This window comes from Dehalogenimonas formicexedens (assembly GCF_001953175.1).
Taxonomy (GTDB): domain Bacteria; phylum Chloroflexota; class Dehalococcoidia; order Dehalococcoidales; family Dehalococcoidaceae; genus Dehalogenimonas; species Dehalogenimonas formicexedens.
Genome location: NZ_CP018258.1, coordinates 1,937,876 through 1,950,658, shown reverse-complemented (window position 1 = coordinate 1,950,658; position 12,783 = coordinate 1,937,876). Strand labels below are relative to the sequence as shown.

Annotated in this window: 19 protein-coding genes; 12 read left to right on the top strand and 7 right to left on the bottom strand. The window is 53.6% G+C overall.

Features of this window, described 5'->3' with window-relative positions; all coding sequences use genetic code 11:
* Positions 1-159: 159 nt before the first annotated feature.
* Positions 160-519: a DUF2200 domain-containing protein gene (locus Dform_RS10230; protein WP_076004877.1), complete on the bottom strand. Its 360-nt coding sequence runs from the start codon at positions 517-519 to the stop codon at positions 160-162.
* A 164-nt stretch (positions 520-683) separates the two neighbouring features.
* On the opposite strand from Dform_RS10230, the gene Dform_RS10225 reads away from it, so the two are divergent.
* The 4 genes from Dform_RS10225 to Dform_RS10210 all read left to right on the top strand — a co-directional run bounded on the left by Dform_RS10225 (position 684) and on the right by Dform_RS10210 (position 3,328).
* Entirely contained in the window at positions 684-1,112 is a 429-nt protein-coding gene (locus Dform_RS10225) for a DUF1801 domain-containing protein (protein WP_083635446.1), read from the top strand.
* A gap of 61 nt (positions 1,113-1,173) precedes the next feature.
* The gene (locus Dform_RS10220; protein ID WP_076004875.1) at positions 1,174-1,581 is read left to right on the top strand and encodes a DUF6941 family protein; all 408 of its coding nucleotides are present in this window, start codon (positions 1,174-1,176) and stop codon (positions 1,579-1,581) included.
* A gap of 319 nt (positions 1,582-1,900) precedes the next feature.
* Positions 1,901-2,464, top strand: coding sequence for a hypothetical protein (locus Dform_RS10215; protein ID WP_076004874.1), 564 nt, complete (start codon positions 1,901-1,903; stop codon positions 2,462-2,464).
* 129 nt (positions 2,465-2,593) lie between these two features.
* Positions 2,594-3,328: a hypothetical protein gene (locus Dform_RS10210; RefSeq protein WP_083635445.1), complete on the top strand. Its 735-nt coding sequence runs from the start codon at positions 2,594-2,596 to the stop codon at positions 3,326-3,328.
* 6 nt (positions 3,329-3,334) lie between these two features.
* Here the strand turns inward: Dform_RS10210 and Dform_RS10205 are convergent, their stop codons facing one another.
* The gene (locus Dform_RS10205) at positions 3,335-3,757 is read right to left on the bottom strand and encodes a hypothetical protein (RefSeq protein WP_145925586.1); all 423 of its coding nucleotides are present in this window, start codon (positions 3,755-3,757) and stop codon (positions 3,335-3,337) included.
* Between the two features lie 211 nt (positions 3,758-3,968).
* Between Dform_RS10205 and Dform_RS10200 the strand changes: the two genes are divergently transcribed.
* Positions 3,969-4,475: a hypothetical protein gene (locus Dform_RS10200; RefSeq protein WP_076004872.1), complete on the top strand. Its 507-nt coding sequence runs from the start codon at positions 3,969-3,971 to the stop codon at positions 4,473-4,475.
* A gap of 51 nt (positions 4,476-4,526) precedes the next feature.
* Here the strand turns inward: Dform_RS10200 and Dform_RS10195 are convergent, their stop codons facing one another.
* Complete coding sequence (locus tag Dform_RS10195) at positions 4,527-4,865, bottom strand: antibiotic biosynthesis monooxygenase family protein (RefSeq protein ID WP_076004871.1); 339 nt, start codon at positions 4,863-4,865, stop codon at positions 4,527-4,529.
* Between the two features lie 469 nt (positions 4,866-5,334).
* Positions 5,335-5,541, bottom strand: coding sequence for a nuclear transport factor 2-like protein (locus tag Dform_RS10190; protein WP_076004870.1), 207 nt, complete (start codon positions 5,539-5,541; stop codon positions 5,335-5,337).
* Positions 5,542-5,686: 145 nt separating this feature from the next.
* Between Dform_RS10190 and Dform_RS10185 the strand changes: the two genes are divergently transcribed.
* The 6 genes from Dform_RS10185 to Dform_RS10160 all read left to right on the top strand — a co-directional run bounded on the left by Dform_RS10185 (position 5,687) and on the right by Dform_RS10160 (position 9,566).
* The gene (locus Dform_RS10185) at positions 5,687-6,247 is read left to right on the top strand and encodes a DUF1697 domain-containing protein (protein ID WP_076004869.1); all 561 of its coding nucleotides are present in this window, start codon (positions 5,687-5,689) and stop codon (positions 6,245-6,247) included.
* 193 nt (positions 6,248-6,440) lie between these two features.
* Complete coding sequence (locus Dform_RS10180) at positions 6,441-7,142, top strand: ZIP family metal transporter (RefSeq protein ID WP_076004868.1); 702 nt, start codon at positions 6,441-6,443, stop codon at positions 7,140-7,142.
* Between the two features lie 121 nt (positions 7,143-7,263).
* Positions 7,264-7,644: a hypothetical protein gene (locus tag Dform_RS10175; RefSeq protein WP_076004867.1), complete on the top strand. Its 381-nt coding sequence runs from the start codon at positions 7,264-7,266 to the stop codon at positions 7,642-7,644.
* Complete coding sequence (locus tag Dform_RS10170; protein WP_076004866.1) at positions 7,641-7,829, top strand: helix-turn-helix transcriptional regulator; 189 nt, start codon at positions 7,641-7,643, stop codon at positions 7,827-7,829. The genes Dform_RS10175 and Dform_RS10170 overlap by 4 nt, the downstream gene beginning before the upstream one ends.
* A gap of 431 nt (positions 7,830-8,260) precedes the next feature.
* Positions 8,261-8,989, top strand: a complete 729-nt coding sequence (locus tag Dform_RS10165; protein ID WP_076004865.1) for a hypothetical protein — start codon at positions 8,261-8,263, stop codon at positions 8,987-8,989.
* Positions 8,990-9,161: 172 nt separating this feature from the next.
* Positions 9,162-9,566, top strand: a complete 405-nt coding sequence (locus tag Dform_RS10160) for an A1S_2505 family phage non-structural protein (protein WP_076004864.1) — start codon at positions 9,162-9,164, stop codon at positions 9,564-9,566.
* A 52-nt stretch (positions 9,567-9,618) separates the two neighbouring features.
* Here Dform_RS10160 and Dform_RS10155 read toward each other — a convergent pair whose 3' ends face one another.
* The 3 genes from Dform_RS10155 to Dform_RS10145 all read right to left on the bottom strand — a co-directional run bounded on the left by Dform_RS10155 (position 9,619) and on the right by Dform_RS10145 (position 11,345).
* Complete coding sequence (locus Dform_RS10155; protein ID WP_076005148.1) at positions 9,619-10,092, bottom strand: deoxycytidylate deaminase; 474 nt, start codon at positions 10,090-10,092, stop codon at positions 9,619-9,621.
* Positions 10,093-10,152: 60 nt separating this feature from the next.
* A complete protein-coding gene (locus Dform_RS10150; RefSeq protein ID WP_076004863.1) occupies positions 10,153-10,707 on the bottom strand; it encodes an AAA family ATPase in 555 nt (184 codons plus the stop codon).
* A 122-nt stretch (positions 10,708-10,829) separates the two neighbouring features.
* The gene (locus Dform_RS10145; RefSeq protein WP_076004862.1) at positions 10,830-11,345 is read right to left on the bottom strand and encodes an SRPBCC family protein; all 516 of its coding nucleotides are present in this window, start codon (positions 11,343-11,345) and stop codon (positions 10,830-10,832) included.
* Between the two features lie 140 nt (positions 11,346-11,485).
* Here Dform_RS10145 and Dform_RS10140 point away from each other — a divergent pair, with 140 nt between their 5' ends.
* Positions 11,486-12,775, top strand: coding sequence for a LemA family protein (locus tag Dform_RS10140; RefSeq protein ID WP_076004861.1), 1,290 nt, complete (start codon positions 11,486-11,488; stop codon positions 12,773-12,775).
* The last annotated feature ends 8 nt before the right edge of the window (positions 12,776-12,783 follow it).

Here is a 12,783-nt window from a genome sequence, read left to right as displayed (position 1 = left end):
CATTTTGGGGCATTGTTGGTATGCCGTTGATTCTAACCTTCCTTGGAATAATATCTCTTCCGAAACGAAGAGGTCGCAGACAAAAAATTGGCTTCTACATTTGAAAAATGACTGAGTGTGGCTTCTGGTAAAATGCCAACTTTGAAGGAATATATCATACTAACAGGTCTTCGGCCGTAAAATCTTCTCCATCGCTTTCCCCTGTGCCAACTCATCAACCAGCTTATCCATAAAGCGGATTTCCCGCATTGTCGGCTCTTCGATGTCCTCTACCCGGATGCCGCAGATCAGGCCTTTGATAAGGGTGCGGGAGGGGTTGAGGTGGGGCGCTTCGGCGAAGAAGGTCTCGAAGTCGGTCCTCTTTTCAAGAACCGCCTCCAGCTCGATCTGGCTGTACCCGGTTAGCCAGCGGATGATCTCGTCGACTTCGGTCTTGGTGCGCCCCTTTCTCTCGGCCTTGGCAATGTAATGGGGATACACCTCGGCGACGGGCATGGTATAGATCTTATGTTTGGGCATGGAAAAGTCCTCCATCCTGGTCGGAGACGGGCGCCGAAAACGCCTCGGATTTCAGCCTTTAATCTACCATGTCGGCCCGGGGAGACAAAAGGTGGGATCTGTTTGACCTAACCGGGTCAGGTGGGTACAGTTAAATCGAGTTCATATACCACAAGGAGAAGGCCGTGGCTGAAAAGAAAGTTGCCCAGTTATCGGAAGGCGAAAAGGCCTCACTGAGGGAACACCTTGAAGAGTTGGCGGCGGGCAAGGCGGCGGAGGGGGAAGGCGCCGTGATGGCCAAGATCGGCGAAATGTCTGAGCCGGACATGTCCCTGGCCACGCGGCTGCACGCCATCGTCAAGGCTGCCGCCCCCGGCTTGACGCCAAAAACGTGGTACGGCATGCCCGCCTGGGCGACCAAAAACGGCAAGGTAGTTTGCTTCTTTCAGAGCGGGATCAAGTACAAAACCAGATACTCGACGTTCGGCTTCCAGGACGCCGCGAAGCTCGACGAAGGCAATATGTGGCCGACCTCATACGCTTTGATGGAGTTGACCGCCGCCGAAGAGGCGCGGATAACCGCACTTGTCAAGAAGGCGGTTGGGACCGGTTGATTAAAGTTGGTCGGGATGCTTAAAATGCGTCGTAACGTTGTGGTTGAAAGCCGAAAACTCTATGTCTGAATTCAGACCCTTAAGCCAGGTCAAACCGGTACTCATCGCCGCGCTTGTTTGCGATGTGGCGATGAAAGACCCTACCACCGGGAAAATCTCCCTGATCGGCATCTTCGATAAAGTCCACGTCAAGCAGTTTCCCGCCCAGCGGCCCGTTTCCCTTTACGCCAAGCTGACCGAGGCCGAGGGCAACTACCAGTTCCAGGCCAAATACGTTTACTCTAACACCGGCGAGACCCTCGCCGAGGCCAAGGGCGAATTTACCGCCAAGGACAAGCTCGGCACGGTCGAGCTTAACCTTCAGTATCCACCTCTCCCCATTACCGCCGAAGGCCGCTACGATTTCCAGCTCTGGGTCAACGGCCAGTTCCTCGGCCAGACGTTTATCGATGCTGCCGTGATGGCATGACGCTTCATGGACCTTCACTGTAACGACGCTGAAAGCTGACCGCTGAAGCCTGATAGCTTGGATCGGTGTGACATTCGTCATATTTGTCCTCAGCCCAAAGTATTAAAATAGCCACGCAAAGTTGAACCGCATAACCCCGTCAGACAATAACCACCCTCAAATTCCCCGGGATAGCCTCAAATAGCTTCAAGTTTCAGCTTTGATACCCAAAAGGATTACTCGGATTCCTTAAAAAATACCTATTTTGAGGAATGTTCGAAAAGGCTTTTCCCGGCTAGACTTAACATAACACCCCAGATACGACCTGAATGGAGGAAAAATGAAACGCCAAACACTCATCACCACGGTTGTCGCGCTTTGCACCCTGTGGATCGGAAGCGCCGCCGGTCTCCTTTTCAATAACGATAGCCCGGCTACGATTGTCCTTCCCGTCCCCGTTTCCTTCGATGCTGCGACGATCACGCCCGCCCCGGTTGCCGATGATAGTAATCTTGCAGCCCTGATTCCCGGCACCACCGCTCCCGTAGTTGAACCCGCCACGGTTCCGGCGGTGACTACCGCCGGACCGACGACCGTCCCTCCGGTACCCGCCACCACCCCCGCTCCGGTTCCGACTGTTGTTGTTCCGGCTCCCGTTCCGACGGTGGTTCCTGATCCGGTTCCGGCGCCCGTCCCCACGACCACGCCGGTTCCCATCCCCACCCCGGTGCCTGTACCGACTCCTACTCCGACTCCAATTCCTACCCCGGTGCCGACGGTGACCACGCCGCCTCCGCCCGCGACTACCCCGGCTCCCGCTCTACCGGCGGTTCCCACCGGCAGCCTGATCAAGACCCACATGACGCTGCCGGCATACCAGGGGTTGTGCGCTTCCTGTCACTAGCTGAAAACTGAATAGAAAACCGAATAGAGGAGACCCGGCGAAAGCCGGGTCTCCTTCTTTTTGACCTCAGAACAACGGGTGTTATGCTTTTGGTGACAGGTTAAGCGTTCACTTTGAGGATGGTGTTAGATGAAGATGAAAGGCGTTTACATTGCGGTTTCTTCGGCTTTAATGTTGTTTGCGCTGGCCGCAGCGGGTTGCGTCAATAACAACCCGACGACCACAACCAATCAAACGACTGCGCCGCCCACGACCACACCGCCGATAACTACGCTGCCGCCGGGGACTTATTATCCCGGGGGTGGTTACGGCCCCGGAGGGATGATCGGCATCGGCGGAATGATGGGTCCGGGAAGCGGCATCTACCAGCCTAACGCCCAGAGGATGACGCTGGCCCAGGCCACGACTATCGCCAACAATTTTATCCAATCGAGAACCGATCTCGGTTTCAAGCTCGGCGAGATCATGGAGTTCCAGTACAACTTCTACGTCGATTACGTTGAAAGCAGCACCGGCCTTCACGGATTCGAGGCGTTGGTCGATCCGTACACCGGCGATCTTTACCCTGAGCCGGGGCCCAGCGTAATGTGGAACACCAAATATGGCATGATGTCGGGTGTCCTGTGGGGGGCGGCTTCAAATGCCACTCCGATGACCGTATCGCCGTCACAAGCCCAGGCCTACGCCCAATCGTTCCTCGATGGCTATCTCAAGGGGTCCAAGGTATCGGACGTGTCGCAGTTCTACGGTTACTACACGCTCGATTTCACGCTGAATGGCAGGACCTACGGTATGCTGTCGGTGAATGGCTATACGGGGCAGGTCTGGTACCATTCTTGGCATGGCCAGTATCTCGGACCGTAGCAGCCGCTAGGGTAAAATCGTCGCCTGGGTCACACTGATCTGGAAGTTATAGGCGTCTAGATGCCCGAACTTTCCTTGCTGGAATAACCCGGTAAGTCGAATGTGGCCGAACTTTTCGGGATAGCCTGACGGCGTGTCCGACTGCTGCTGCAGATTCTGATAAACCGACTGTCCCAGGTCCCCGGTTATCCAGATGAGCGGTTGGACCGGGGTGAGGCGTGCCGGATCATATATAGACGGGACGAGTCCGGATGAAAGGGCGGAGATTTCGAAGCCGGCAAAGAAGTAGCCCTCCACGGTGACCGCCCGGTTATTGTACGAAGCCGGTTGGCTGACGAGATCGTTGAAGGTTATCAAAGCCGGGGTCTGAGTCGCCCCTTTGCAGCCTCCAAACAAGGAGATCGACACCAGGGAGATTCCGATCGCCAACCAGCATCTCAGGATTTTGTGCGCTCGACGTTTCATCTTTTAGCCTGCCAACCATGATAACGACCGAAGTGCGAAATAGTTTGCGCACACGGGAACCACTTTTATTGTAACTTTTCAGTAATTACAATTAAATATGGTTGCCAAAATTTCGAGGATGAGCCGGTTTCCGTGGCTCGTATTTTGAAAGCCTCGGCGTTATATTATTCAGGATATGAACACGAACTGGTGTCGGATTCTGAAGGTCGCCGTTATTTCAGTCGTAGCGATCACGCTCATGGCGGGGTGTGTCGGAACGCCTTCACCCGCGAGTGAAACATCCTCTACCCCGTCGCCTTCGTCAATCAATTGGCCGGCCCAGGGCAAACGCCCGGACGGCATTCTCGGCCTGCCCACGCCGGTTACTCTGACCGCCGAGGACAAATCGCTTCTCACCCTCATCGCCCAGGGGCCGGTCTACCAGTTATTGGGTTCAAAGTTTGAATGGCTGGCAATCATCTGGGATGAAAATGCGGTACCTGCCACCGTCTGGACGCTAGATGAAGATGCTGCGCTGAAGGGGGTGCCTGAGTATATCAACCCGAATGCCCTGTGGTACCCTGCGGCGACAGTAACTCTTATCGGGACCAGTGTGGTTTATCAGAAACAGGTAGCCGTAGATTATGACAGTTTCAGGGTGGTGTACACGGCGGTATTGTCCACCCAGAACATTGCGCCCTAGAAGGGGAGGAGTTCCTTCCTTTGCAACGAAGCTTTTATCGGGTTCTCGGGGTTACGCCACGCCAGCCAGTTGCCGGTCTTGTTTCAGCGCAGTGTAGGTCCATCCGGGCATGGGCTCTTCCTTGTAGACGGTGACATGAGGTTTATCCACGAGAAGTTGCTCGGCGCTCTCCATCAGTTGCTTTCTTACCCTGGAGAGTTCCCATGATTTCCAGTCGTCGAGGCTTTTCCATTCGTAAACCAGGGCGACGACCGAGCGCTCCGGCAGCATTTCGATGCACTCGACCTTCGAGAAGCCGCTAAACGACCCGGCGTAAGACATCATCCTTTGCAGTAGGGGTTTGATGTCTGCGTTTGGCTTCTTTCTGAACCCGACGATTGCCTTGATCATTGAAACTTCTCCAAACCAACAAAATGTGTCACGAATTGTTATCTGATGTAAAATTATATTCCCGGTGTCAATAGCTTTTTGAACGTCCATTCAATGACTGCGGTTCCAAAACTTAGAAAAATATCCCCTTCTTCCCTTTTTCCCAACAGTCAACAGCAACACGGTCGGTAAAAATATTTTTGATAATCGGATATATGAAGAAAGCCGGATTTGTTCCGGCCTTCTTCTTCTCCTCCACCTCGGATAGATGTCTGAGGAAGCTATGTCTTGGATCGACCTCAGAACGACCCTCCCGCGTTAGGCATGTCTGGCATTATCTGCTGGGTGATGTCCCAGTACTCGGCTATCCTGCCGCCATCGAACGGAAAAGGTGTACCTGCCTCAGGCCGCCGGCCGATGGTTTGGCCTTATCGTTCAACAATTGCGTATATGCCGCCGCCATATTTCCTTCGACGATAACGTAACGGACCTAAAAACCGGCATCAGGGTTCTGGGCGCGACCTTCTTTATTTGCGGCTGCCATCGCCTTTGTCAGATCCGCCATTGTACCCGTGACATAAGGGTTGTGGATCTGGCAGTCCGGAGAACAGAGTCTCAATATGCCATCGAATTTTTGGGCCGTCACTAATTTGAAGAATTCGTTTACAATGTCGCGTTGTTTCTGTGTCTCTGCCATATTTCAGCCTCTCATACATTTCCTCCAATGTAAATCTTACCCCCGCAAACACCCCCTTCAAAATCCGTAAAATTGCCGGGTAGCGGGTTCCAGAGGCTTTAATCGGCATGTTTTCCCTGGCGATTGTTGCTGGTACACTTGTGATATGGTTTATGTAGCTCTACTTCGGGGCGTCAATGTCGGCGGGAAGGGTCTTGTCAGCATGACGGACCTGAAGGCCGAGTTGAATGGGCTCGGTTTTAGAGAAGTCCGAACCTATATTCAGAGCGGCAACATCCTTTTCGAAACCAACGATGATGTTGCTACTGTCAGGCATAAACTGGAAGACTTGCTCAAAGCAAAATTCAAGATCGATACCCTCGTGATCGTTAAAACTCGGGAACAGCTGAAACAAGTTGCCCAGAATGCCCCGGAAGCATGGCACAGCCGCGACGATTTACGTCGCTACGTTGCTTTTATCAGTGAACCGCTTGATCCCGGCGATGTTCTACCTGAGGTGGAACTCAAAGAAGGAATTGACTCCGTGAAAGAGGGTCCGGGCGTTCTTTATTTCTCAATACTTTTAAGCGGCCGGACCCGGAGTCGCCTCAACAGGTTGATGTCGAAGCCGGTGTATCGGTCAATTTCTTTTCGTGACTTCACCACAGTTCAAAAACTCGCCGAAATGATAGAGCAGACTGGTGTTCGACAGGCACTTGGTGATTAGGCTCCGCCCGCCGAAAACCGCATCTTGTCGTCAAACCCCGTTCATCCTCAGCCCCGATAACCATGTCTTTTCCCGTAAAGGGAAAAGGTGTCGGACACACACCTAAAATAGGTATTTCTACGTATTTCCTTCGGCACCGTTTACGATTACTCTTGAATTGGATCGCTACAAACGGCGGTCCTGGAGGAAACACGTGCCTGAAGTCCTGGAGATCATCCTTTTCTCCTTCGCTTCCGGAGTTACTGTCATCCTGGGATGGGGCCTGGCGGGTTTTCGCGTCCTCGAGAGCGGATCGACATTCCTGCACAGCATCACAGCCTTCGGCGCCGGGATCATTACAGCTGCCGTAGCCCTCGTCCTCGTCCCCGAGGGGATAGCTGGTTTGGGGATTCCCCGCATCATTGTTGCCTTCGTCATCGGGGTCTTTTTCTTCGCGGTTCTAAACTGGTTTATAAAGTCACGCACCGGACGCGTGGCCTTATTTCTCGTCATGCTTTTGGATTTTATTCCGGAGGCATTGGCCCTTGGTGCTGTCTTCTCCGCCAGCAAAGCTACCGGACTGCTGCTAGCTATATATATCGGCCTTCAGAATTTACCGGAGAGCTATAGCGCTTATTTCGAATTTGTCGGAAGCGGTTTCAGCCGCCGACGGACCTTTGCCGTCATGGCTCCATTCAGTCTGGTGGGTGTGGTTGCCGCCTTGATCGGTTTTTATTTTTTGACCGGGACAGTCGCCCTGGTCGCCTTTATCATGATGTTCTCTGCCGGCGGCATCCTCTACCTGGTCTTCCAGGAGGTTGCCCCTAAGGCTCGAATCAAGGAAAATCGGATTCCCGCGGTTGTTTTCACCCTCGGGTTTCTGGTTGGGGTCATCGGCCATATCCTCTTCGCGTAAGTTCGGACAAATTTCCGGTTACCGCCAGAAAGACTTGGAATGGCTAGCGAAATGTAAATAATACTTGACATTATGGCAATAAAGCATTACAATGGTCTCAAAATCTTGGGGGAGGGTGAATATGAAGAACAGAGTCACTGATACCGCCATCTACGTGACCGCCGGGTTGATGGCGGTAGCCTGGGTCTTTGCCGCAACGTTGTTAGCGCTGGTTCACACCAACCTTGCCGTCCGAATCCTTATCGGTATGGTGCCGGTAGCCGTTCTAGTTTACCAGGTTAGTCTGGCTTATCGATATACCCTTAGCCAGGATGAGGTCCAGAGAAGGATAATCCTCGAGGGATTGTCTATTGCCTTTATGATCTCCCTGCCGGTGATTTTCTTTGTCGGGTTTCTCATGGAAGCAGGCGTGAGCTTGCCATTTCGGTTCATCGACGCCGGCTATTTTCTGGAAGTAATGCTGGTTATCGGCTACACCATCGCCTGGAGGCATTACCAGTGAAAAACCGGTTGCGAGTGCTTCGGGCAGAACGTGACTGGACTCAGGAAGAACTTGCTCAACGTTTAGGCGTCTCTCGCCAGGCCATCATCGCCATCGAAAAGGAAAAGTACGACCCTAGCCTGCCGCTGGCATTCAGGATGGCGGAGCTATTCGGTAAAAAAATCGAGGACATCTTCGGCCCTTAGCTGAGGACTATTTTCCCTTTAAAGCGAAGCCTTTCCGGATTTTCATCTCCACCCTGAATTATAGTTCCGGACACTCTCTGATAATTGAGAAGAGGCCGTTAAGGTCTCTTCTCAATTATATGGGCGAACTGCGGAAATTATTATGATAAATACAAAATAATATTTTATAATTAAATAAATATACACCATAATTACGATCGGATGTCATGATTTGTTGACATCATTTTGATGAAAATTATAGATCACCAAAAATGGTACTTTAGGGTAGGTTAGATAAACTAAATGCATCTTGAAAAATACTGTTGCCGGGCAAATAATTGGTAGGAATTTACAAAATTACAACTGGATATTCATGAATGGAGGGGGTGGTGCCAATCAATAACGCCCGACGACCCATGGACAGTCACCATTACAAAAATGGAGGAGAAACAGTGAAAAAGGTTTTACTCATGGTTGCCATGGCTCTTGTAATGGTCCTTTCGGGAGCTCTAGCCGTTTCAGCCGCACCAAAAGGCATTGACTTCAACGGTGCCCATTTCAATCTGAACCTGATTGGTAAAGCTAAGACGATGCCGGGCGACTATAACAATCCCGACCGTCACACCATGTTTGTGCCAACCGATACCTCCGATTTCTCGTTCAATCTGAATACCCCTAACAACCTGGACCAGGAGACCATGGCCGGGGTCAAAATCAACATGACCCAGGGTTCTGAATTTGCTGTTCTCGACGGCAATGCCACCGATGGCGAGGGATCCTTCCAACTGGGGCCTGGCAAATATCGTGTTTACATTGCCGTGAAGGCTAAAATGCCCAAGACCCCGGGCAACGTCCAGATCGACGGCTGGGTCGAAGCATACGACAACCTCGGCCAACTCTGGTACTACATCAATGTTGGGACGGTGACCGTCAGCAAGAACAAGACCTGGACAGATGCCTCTACCCTGTTCTACGTGAATACAACAGAAGACACCTTCGATTTCCTGACCGGCAGCGAAGCAAATTACGAACCCGGGCTTGGAATGTGGGTCTTCGACTACATGGCCGGCCTCGATGCCTGGGTAACCGACGACTACAACTTATCCGATCTGGCTTACTTCTGGCAGTTCCAGAACGATGGCGCCAAGTTAATTCAAGTACGGTTCTATCCTGTCAACTAATACCACGTACATAACAGAATATCGTGCTTAAGGGCTGGCGCACTGCGCCAGCCCTTTCCTTTTGTTTTGGTGGATCGGAATTAATTATTAAATATCTTTTTCTTGTTTAATGAAGTGATATTTTGTAATATTTGGCATCACCCGATCGAAACAGGGAAAGGAAGTATGGGACATGGCGCAGTACCACACTGACCACACCCTCCCCGCTGATTCGGAGATCTTTGTTTTCGGCAGCAACCTCAAGGGGCTTCACACCGCGGGGGCGGCGCTTGTCGCCAGGGAACGATTTGGCGCTGAACCCGGAGTCGGCGCCGGGCCTACGGGCAAATCTTATGCAATTCCTACGGAGACCTTGATATTCAAACCGAGGACTTTGCCTGAAATCGAAAAATCGGTCACCGAATTCATCGAGTACGCCCGGAAAAATCCGGCAAAAAAGTTCTTCATCACCAGGATCGGATGCGGGTTGGCGAGATATAAGAACTACCAGATTCTGCCGATGTTCAAGGACTGCCCCGCAAATTGTTCTTTACCAGAGGAATGGCGGGAAGTTTTCGAAACCCTCGGTAAGAGGTGATGTTTCTTCTTGCCCGCCAAGCGTGGGAACATGAGGCGAGGATTCGGACAAATTAATCCAGAAACTCGATGCAGGCAGGTGGCCGCGGCCTTAACTCGACCTCGATTCCAACTTCTTTGAACAATTCTATGAAGCTGTCATCGGCGTATTTGCCGTAGCTGACGAAGCGCTTGATCCTGACATTAGCCAGCATCTTGGCGCACAGGATGCACGGCGTATGGGTGCAGTAGACCGTCGACCCCTCCAGATTCACACCGTGCTGAGCCGCCTGGATAATGGCGTTCTGCTCGGCATGGACGGCCCGGCAGATCTCGTGGCGGGTCCCGGAGGGGATATTGTTCTGATCACGCAGGCAGCCGAGTTCCAGGCAGTCGCGGGTGCCGGCCGGGGCGCCGTTGTAGCCCGTGGTCAGGATGTGCTTGTTCTTGACCGCCACCGCCCCGACGTGATGGCGCCGGCAGGTGCTTCTTTCGGCAACCACCGCCGCGATCTTCAGGAAATACTCGTCAATGTTGGGTCTGTTTATCTGCATATCGTTTTTTTCTTTCCTCGCCCCCTGTGGGAGAGGATTTGAAGGAGAGGGGTTTCAGCACTTCAATTCGTGAATGAGATTTTCAACCTGCGCCCGCAGTTCCTCGAAACTGCCGCTGTTGACTACCATATAGTCTGCCACGGCGATCGGACCCGCCTTTGAGACCTTTTCGATCTCGGACTTGTCGCGGGAGAAGGTCTCTTCCCGGGTTAGCGGCCTCACGGCGCGGGTGGAGAGCCTTTGGGTGCGGGTTGTGGGCGATGCCCATACTGCCGCCACCGCCAGGTTGTCGCCGTAGCGCTCTTTAAGGAACAGGTACTCCTCCCAGGAATACATGCCGTCGATAACTACCGGTCCCGTCTTAAGGGCTTCATCGATGCGGGGCAGGTTCAGCTTGGCGTAGGCGGCCATGCCGAGTTCGGAACGCAGTGCTTCGCGTACGGCGCGCTCGTTGGCTTCGTTGAGAGGCAAACCTCGCTTCTTAACCTCGTCGTCGGTAACGTCGCCGAAGCGGATGCGGGTGTAGCCGTGGTTCTCGAACATTTTCGAGGCGGCTGTCTTGCCGGCTCCGGCCATGCCGACCATGGCGATGATTTTGGGTGTGTTCATTGGGGGACATTATAGGGGAGAGGGAGGGGAGGGGACAAACGGAAATATCGGTCGAGGAGACCGACCGGACCGCTGTACGAATGAAAGAGGCGGGCTGTTTTAGGGCGCCTCTTTCTGGATCATCAAATATGGTCCCGTCGGGTTTCTCTGAGCTCTGCCTCGTTCGAAAGTTTCTCCAGCAGTTCATCGAGGCGCTCGTAACCCTCGATGATGCCCGCTCGCATCCCCGAGTCCAGCATGGCATCCCTGTCGGCGACGGACTGGAACAGGGACTGCTGCCTGACCTTGCTGCGGCGATCAGCCAGTTCTTCAAACGTCTGCGTTATTAAAGATACGTGCTGCGGCGTATCCTCATACTCGAACGTGTCGATAATCAATTGCGGCGACTTGACCTCGTGATACACCCCATGGAAACTGAACTCCCCGCCCTTGGGGTCCCGTTGGGTGAAGCGGTAGGAGCCGCCGGGTTTGGCCTCAAGGTAGGTGAAAGTCGTCTCCAGGTCTCGCGGCCCCATCCACTGGACCATAAGCTCCGAATGAACGTGGCAGCGGAAAACCAGGTCGCGCGGATAATCTAACTCCCTCTCTATCAGGATCTCTTGTTTGCCGTGGTCAGCGGTGATGGTTGTGTCAGCCATTAGCGACCTCCTGAAGTTTGTATTCAATAAAATATTACTCCGCCTTTCTGACTCGTCATAATGAAAGACATCTTGTGAGAGTCGGAAACGATCTGATTGGTTCCTCTGAACGCCATTTGAGAAAGTGCTAATATAACCCCATGCCGAATTCGTACGTCTCGCCGTGGATCCTCATCGGAGCCGGAATCATCGCTCTGGCGTGCCTGGTGGTCGGTTTCCATTTCTATCGCCGCCGTCGGTTGATCGATGATACGCCGACGTCGAAAACCCAGGGCGTCTTCATCGGCTTGTCCGAACTTAAAGGCACCGCCGAAACCGAGGCGCCTCTTCAGAGTTACCTGGCCGCCGTCCGCAGCGTCTGGTACCGCTATCGAGTGGAGGAACACTACGTCCGCACTTCCGTCGACGCTAAAGGCCGCCCGACGACTCACAGCGGCTGGGAGAATGTCGCCAGGGGGTCGAAGAGCGTTCCAGTCTTTCTCAAGGATGACACCGGCGTCATCAGGGTGTTGCCGGAAGGCGCCGAGGTCCACGGACGGGAAGTATTCAAAAAAGAGGTCAAGCGCGACGATCCGCTCTACTACGGCAAAGGCCCGGACAGATCCATTTCCGGCTCGACCCACCGGCGGCGCTTCATCGAGGAGGCAATCTGCCTCCATGACACCATCTATGTCATCGGCCAGGCGCGTGTCAGGACCGACGCTGTAGCCGCGGAGATCGCCGCCAGTAAAGGATCGCTCTTCATCGTCTCCGTTCATTCGGAAAAAAAGCATAGCGATATGTTCCGCGTGTGGTACTGGGTGTGGCTCGGAATCGGGCTGGTTGCGACGATGGCAGGTTCGGGCGTCTATTTCAGCCAGGCTTCTCCAGGAAGCAGCGTGGCTGTCCCGATCGTCGTTGCAGGGCTCGTTTACGCGCTGGCGACATTGATCGGCTGGGTCTGGACCGCCTACAACAGCCTGGTAAACCTCCGGGCGCGGGTCTGCCAGGGTTTCTCCCAGATAGACGTGGAACTCAAGCGCCGCGCCGATCTCATACCCAATCTGGTCGCCGCCGTCGAAGGCTACCGCTCGCATGAAAGCGGGTTGCAGCAGATGGTGGCCGAACTCCGCAGCCAGCAGACCCTCACGATGGACACCAGGGACGGCGAGCTTAAGGGTGTTGCCGCCCGGCTAACGATCATCGCCGAAAAGTACCCCAGCCTCAAGGCCAGCGAGTCTTTCCTGGCTTTGCAGAAGTCGTTATCCGAAACGGAACAACGCCTGGCCCTGGCGCGGGATTATTATAACTCCATCGCCACCTTCTATCGGACCAGGCTGGAAATTTTCCCGGACGGGGTCCTGGGCAGGCTGCTCGGTTTCAAACCGATGGACCTGCTTGAAGCCGCTACGTTCGAGCGCGCTCCGGTTGAGGTAAATCTGGCCTCGTAAAAGCTTGT